We start from the raw sequence: 4,380 nt of genomic DNA on the forward strand, positions 1-4,380 counted from the left end.
CCCGTCCGGGGTGTCCATGTCCGGGACGGTGTCTATGTTGTTCTCCTCCGTACGGCCGAACTTCTCCTTGCTGCCGCTGAGGATGGCGCTCGTGTCCTGCGCGGCGATGACCAGGAAACCCAGGTACTCGTCGATGGAGGTCCTGAGCACACCCAGGGACTGGTCCATGTCGTCGGCGAACTTGTCGCCCTTGCCCCAGATGGGGTCCAGGGCCGCCAGTTCGCTGCTCAACCACTGCTGGAGCTCACGGGCGTACTCGGCCGCGTCGTTGACGCTCCAGCTGTTCCTGTCCATGCCGTCGAAGTCGGCGAAGAAGCCGTCGCCGCGGTCCGTCATGTCCGTCTCCTCTCTCGCTCCTCAGCCACGGGTGTGGCGCGGGACGCCTACTGCCGCGGGTTCTCGGAGGGGATGCCCAGCCGGTCGAGCAGCTTGAACGGGTCGAGGTCGCCGCTCATGACCTCCTCCGCGCTCGCCACGTCCGGCATGAAGGGGCTGTAGGCCTTCGAGACGCGCTCGGCCATCTGGCTCCGCGCCTTGTTGACCACCTCGGTGATGGCGGCGGCCAGCTCGGTGGGGGCCATGTCCCGGTAGGCCTGGGTGTGGAACTTCAGCTCAACCAGTTCCCCCGTCGCGTTCACCTTCGCGCCCACGAGCCTGTTCTTGGCCACGACCTCTTCTGTTGCCGCCTCCAGGTTTGCGCTTGCGTCCGCCAGCAGGCCCATCGTCTTGTGAAGCTGTGCCAGTTCCTCTTCCATCTGGCGTTGCATCTGCGAGCTCATGCCGGGATGCTCCCTTCTTGCTCTGACCGGGGACGGGGCGTCCCAGTGCGGATTTCTGCGCGTCGGCCGTGGTCCCCCAGACCTTCTCGTCCTCGGAGAGCCAGGTGGAGCGCTGGCGGTCGCGGTTGTTGTCACCGCCGCCGCCCATACCGCCGCCCATGCCGCCCATCATGGGCGGCATCATCGGCATGCCGCCCATGCCGCCGGCTCCGGTGCCCGCGCCTCCGGTGCCCGCGCCGGGCTGGCCGCCCAGACCTCCCACGCCGCCGAGCCCGCCGGCGCTGCCGGGGGTGCCCGGTCCGCCGGAGGTCCCCGGGGGTCCGCCCGCCGGGTACTGGGTGCCGTCGGGGTTGGCGAACAGGGAGGAGCGGTCGGAGCTGTCCGGTGATCCCGGTCCGTCGCTGGAGTAGGGGCTGGGGCCGAGGCCGCCGTAGTTGAGGCCGACGTCGTCGGGGGTCAGCGGCGGCGGCAGGGCGTCCGGGGGCTCCTGTCCCGGACCTGTGTAGTCGCTCGTGATCGGCTCCCCGGTCTCGGGGTTGATCGGATAGGGCTGACCGGTCATGGGGTCGATGACGTAGGGCTCGCCGGTGATCGGGTTGATCGGCGCGTCGCTGTCCGTCCCGGGTCCGTTGAGGCCCAGGTCCTCCGGCAGCGGTGGCGGCTGTACCCCGTAGTCGTAGTCGTCGGAGGTGCCGGGGCCGTTGAGGCCGAGGTCGGGCGGGGGCGTCTGCGTCCCGTAGCCGTAGCCGTAGTCGGTCGGCAGGCCGGTGGTCGGGTCGATGCCGACCGGCTGCCCGGTGACGGGGTCGATGGGCAGGACCTGGCCGGTCTCGGGGGCGTAGTTGATGGGGAGTTCGGTGTCGGGGTTGAAGGGCAGCCCGGTCTCGGGGTCGATGGGGAAGGGCTCGCCGGTCTCGGGGTTGAGCGGGAGCCCCGTCGCCGGGTCGAACTCCAGGGAGCTGCCGGTCTCCCCGATGGGGATCGGTTCGCCGGTGACGGGGTCGATGGGCAGGACCTGGCCGGTCTGGGGGTCGAAGTTGATGGGCAGGCCGGTGTCGGGGTTGAAGGGCAGCCCGGTCTCGGGGTCGATGGGGAAGGGCTCGCCGGTCTCGGGGTTGAGCGGGAGCCCCGTTGCCGGATCGCGCTCCAGGGAACCGTTGTAACCCCCTGGGCCGCGACCGCTTCCCGGGCCGTTGAGGCCGAGGTTCGGCGGAGGGGGCGGCGGGACGAAGGGCCCGTTCATGCCGGGATCGTTTCCGCCGCTGCCGGTGCCGGGCCCGTTGAGCCCGAGGTCGTTCGGGGGCGGCGGGGGAGGCGTCACAGTGCCGCCGAGTCCTTCGGGGCCGCCGAGCCCCTGGAGGCCGCCGGTGCCGGGCCCGTTGAGGCCGAGGTGCGGCGTGGGGGGCGGCGGGCCGCCGAGACCCTCGGGGCCGCCGGTGCCGGGCCCGTTGAGCCCGAGGTTCGGAGGTGGCGGCGGCGGGGGCAGGATCTCGTGGTTCTCGGGGCCGCCGTCGCTGGTACCAGGGCCGTTGTACGGAAGCTGCGGGGGCGGTGGTGGAGGCGGGGGCGGAGGCGGGGGCGGGCCGCCTCCCTCGTTGTCGAAGTCCCAGTCACCGAAGGGGTTCTCGATCTTCCAGTCGCCGAACGGGTTCTCCCAGTCGCCGAAGGGATTGTCGCCACCGGGACCGTCGCCACCGGGGCCGGGACCGGGGGTCTCGGGGGTCGGCGGCGCGAGCGGAGCGGGATCTGTGATGGTCGGCACGGTGTCATAGGCCTGTGTGTAGGTGTGGGCCATGATGTCGCGCACGTGGTTGGCGATCTCGTAGACGCTCTGGTAGTGGTTCCGGAACCTCTGGTAGAGCACGCCGTTGATGTTGTCCTGGGTCGGCTGGTCGCCGGGGATCCCGGTCAGTTTGTCCCCGCCGGTCTCCTCGGGGTAGGCGATCGTGACATGGAACTGGCCCCGGTCCGGATTGAACTCCTCCGTCCCCGCGGAGGTGTGGAAGTACCAGTCGTCGAGTACTTCCTGGACGAGCCCTCCCCTCGTGGTGAGGGCCTCCTCCACCACGTGGGCGAGAGCACTGTTGACAGCCACCAGAACCAGCTTGACCCGCTCCAACTCCGCCTTGAACTCGGGGAGCTGCATGTAGACCGTGGTCATCCGGTACGCCATGTCCTGGAGGCGGTACTTGTACGCCGCCGCGGCCGAGCCCTGCATGGCTCCGTCCGGGGCGTCGATCTCCTGCCAGAGTTTGTTCAGGAGGCCGCCGCCCTCACCGTCGATGTAGGGGGCCAGCGTCTCGTGCAGGTCGCCCAGGCTGTCGATGGTGTCCTGCAACCGTGTGAGGTCCCAGTTGGCGGACACCAGCTGGTTGTTCCCGTAGTCGGCGAGGTGCGCCAGATTGCTCAGCTGCTGTCGGAACGTGTCCTGGGGAGGAGGGGTGTCGTCCTCGTGCAGTCCCTCCTTGCCGTCGCTGAGGGTTTTCTGTCCCCACAGGTGCTTCTGCATGGTGTAGCCGGCGTAGTCGATGCCGTAGGTCTCATAAGGGATGCTGCTACCGCCGTACGTGGACATGTACGCCGTGTAGTACTCCCTGTAACTCCACCAGCGGTCCATCTCGTGGCCGCCGTAATTCCAGGAGAAGCCGCCGATCCCGCTTGTCTCGTGGAAGTGGTAGCGCCCGTCCGCGACCCAGGGATCCGCGGTGACCGTGTCGATACCGACCATCGGCGGGTAAGTGCTGTCCTTGCCGCCAGCGAAGATGTTCATGAGCTCGTGCAGCGGCTTGTCCGGAAGGTCTTCGTACTCTCTTCGCTCTTCTGGTTCTTCTGGCATTGTCCCCTCCCCCTGTGGATCGCGCCTCGGGACTAGGCTTCGCTGCTGTCCTCGTCCTGGTCATTACCGGAACCGCTTCCAGAACCGCTTCCAGAACCGCTCTGGCCCGAATAGATCAGGCGGTGGACCTCCTGGGCGGTGAGGTTCTGCTCATCCTCGAGATTGGCGAAGATGATGAGGCTCTCCGAGAGCTTGTTCTCGATTTCGATCAGTTCCTGGTTCAGGCCGTTGATGAACTCGTAGATCCCGCCCATGGAGCTGTCGATCTTGCTGGTGAGCTGTCCGGCCTGGGGAAGGATTCCGGAGTCCCCGAGCCTTTGGTAGCCGCTTTCGCCTACGCCGTCGTACACGGCGAGATCGGTGACCAGTTTGTTGAGGTCCTTCTGGAGGGGCTCCACGATGCTCGTGCGGAAAGCCGTGATCTTGTCGAGGTCGATCCGGGTGCCCTTGTCACCCTTGTCGCCTGAGCCTGTGCCCTCGTCACCGCCTCCGGTGTCCCCAGTGCCGTCTTCGTCTTCGCCACCGGTGTCGTCTTCGCCGTCCTCGTCCTCGTCTTCGCCGTCTTCGTCCTCGTCCTCGCCGTCTTCGTCCTCGCCGTCTTCGTCTTCGCCACCGGTGTCATCTTCGCCGTCTTCGTCGCCCCCGGCGCTGTCCTCCTCGTCTCCGGGGCCGGTTTCCTCGTCTTCGTCCCCGGGGTCGTCACCGCTGCTGTCTTCCTCGTTGCCGGGGCCTGGGGCCACGCGGGAGAACTCTCTGTCGCCCTCC

Annotated in this window: 3 protein-coding genes and 1 pseudogene; all 4 read right to left on the reverse strand. The window is 68.2% G+C overall.

Annotated features, from left to right (window positions below; genetic code table 11):
- Positions 1-336: hypothetical protein (locus tag ACSIH6_RS39020; RefSeq protein ID WP_435113868.1), on the reverse strand; the 336-nt coding region annotated here is incomplete at its 3' end.
- 47 nt (positions 337-383) lie between these two features.
- Positions 384-722, reverse strand: coding sequence for a YbaB/EbfC family nucleoid-associated protein (locus ACSIH6_RS39025; RefSeq protein ID WP_435113871.1), 339 nt, complete (start codon positions 720-722; stop codon positions 384-386).
- A complete protein-coding gene (locus tag ACSIH6_RS39030) occupies positions 613-3,615 on the reverse strand; it encodes a hypothetical protein (RefSeq protein ID WP_435113873.1) in 3,003 nt (1,000 codons plus the stop codon). Before ACSIH6_RS39030 ends, ACSIH6_RS39025 begins: the two co-directional genes overlap by 110 nt.
- 32 nt (positions 3,616-3,647) lie before the next feature.
- A pseudogene (locus ACSIH6_RS39035) lies at positions 3,648-4,380 on the reverse strand (AAA family ATPase); the annotation flags it as partial.

Origin of the sequence: Nocardiopsis synnemataformans (assembly GCF_965343085.1) — a bacterium.
Taxonomy (GTDB): domain Bacteria; phylum Actinomycetota; class Actinomycetes; order Streptosporangiales; family Streptosporangiaceae; genus Nocardiopsis; species Nocardiopsis alborubida.